The sequence below is a fragment of the Acidovorax sp. HMWF018 genome (genome assembly GCF_003061035.1).
GTDB lineage: Bacteria > Pseudomonadota > Gammaproteobacteria > Burkholderiales > Burkholderiaceae_C > Acidovorax > Acidovorax delafieldii.
In genome coordinates, this window is sequence record NZ_QAIM01000533.1 from 1 (window position 1) to 1649 (window position 1649).

The 1649-nt window shown below is 65.5% G+C and carries 1 protein-coding gene; it reads right to left on the minus strand.

Going from position 1 to position 1649, the window contains the following annotated elements; all coding sequences use genetic code 11:
* Positions 1 to 1220, minus strand: a 1220-nt coding sequence (locus DBR23_RS22685) for a proton-conducting transporter membrane subunit (RefSeq protein WP_304466233.1), incomplete at its 3' end; no start/stop codon positions are given.
* Positions 1221 to 1649 lie beyond the last annotated feature (429 nt).

Below are 1649 nucleotides of genomic sequence, written 5' to 3' on the forward strand. Positions count from 1 at the left end.
AGCAATGGCGTGGTGTTCACGTACACCGTCTCGGCAAAGAACATTTCCTTGGACAGGAAGCCATTGAGCAGCGGCACGCCCGCCATGGCCGCGCTGGCCACCATGGCCAGGGTGGCGGTGATCGGCATCATGGTGCGCAGGCCCGACAGGCGCCGGATGTCCCGCGTGCCACTTTCATGGTCCACGATGCCCACGGCCATGAACAGCGAGGCCTTGAAGGTGGCGTGGTTCATGATGTGGAACACGGCCGCCACGGCGGCCAGCGGGCTGTTCAGGCCCAGCAGCAGGGTGATGAGGCCCAGGTGCGAGATGGTCGAGTACGCCAGCAGCCCCTTGAGGTCGTTCTGGAACATGGCCGCATAGCCGCCCACCAGCAAGGTGGCCAGGCCCGCGCCGCCCACCAGCCAGAACCACTGCTCGGTGCCCGCCAGCGCGGGCCACAGGCGCGCCAGCAGAAACACGCCCGCCTTGACCATGGTGGCCGAGTGCAGGTAGGCCGACACAGGCGTGGGCGCGGCCATGGCGTGGGGCAGCCAGAAGTGGAAGGGGAACTGCGCGCTTTTGGTGAGCGCGCCCAGCAGGATCAGTACGAGCGCGGTGGTGTACAGCGCGTGGTTCTGGATGAGCTGGCCGGCGGCGAGCACATGATCGAGGTCGTAGCTGCCAACGATGTGCCCCAGCACCAGCATGCCCGCCAGCATGGCCAGGCCGCCCGTGCCGGTGACGGTGAGCGCCATGCGCGCGCCGCGCCGCGCATCCTTGCGGTGGTGCCAGTAGCCGATCAGCAGAAACGAAAACAGGCTGGTCAGCTCCCAGAAAAACGCAATCTGGATGATGTTGCCCGACAGAACAACGCCTGCCATCGCACCCATGAAGGCCAGAAAAAACGAGAAGAAGCGCGGCACCGGGTCGGCCGCAGACATGTAGTAGCGCGCATACAGCACCACCAGGCTGCCCACGCCCAGCACCAGCATGCAGAACATCCAGGCAAAGCCGTCCATGCGGATGACGAGGTTCAGGCCCAGCGCGGGCAGCCAGGCCAGCTCTTGCCGGATCACGCCGCCGTCTGCAATCTGCGGGAAGTAGAGCGCCGCTTGCACGGTGCAGAACAGGGCAATGAGTCCTGCCAGGGTGGACTCGGTATTGCGGGCGTTGGAGGGCAGAACCGCTGCCAGCAGGCTGCCGATGAAGGGGAGAAGGATGAGCGTAATCAGGGGCATGCGCGATTGATTCTAGGGCGTGTCCCTCTTCAATTCCCCCACGCGCTGGCGGTGCAATGCGGATGGATGCCCGACAAAGCAGACGCCGCATTGCACCGCCAGCCCGAAGGGAAAGCCAGCCAAGCCGCACATTGCGTCGTTGCCCTTCGCTTGTGTAGCCAAGCTACACGGCGCTCAGGGCGCCTGGCACTGCACGGCCTGGATGGCTTTCGCGTGGGGAATTGAAGAGGGACACGCCCTGGGGGCAGCCCCTAAAAACCCTGCCCGCCCCTTGCTGTCGCGCATGCCCTGCCGCAAAAAAACAAGCCCGCTGGAGCGGGCTTGCTGCTTGTGAAGCATGCTTAGTTTTTGCTAGCGCCGGTTGCCGGTGCTGGGGCAGCCGGTGCCGCAGTCGCAGTCGCCGTGGCGGGTGGCGCGGCGGGCGTGGTT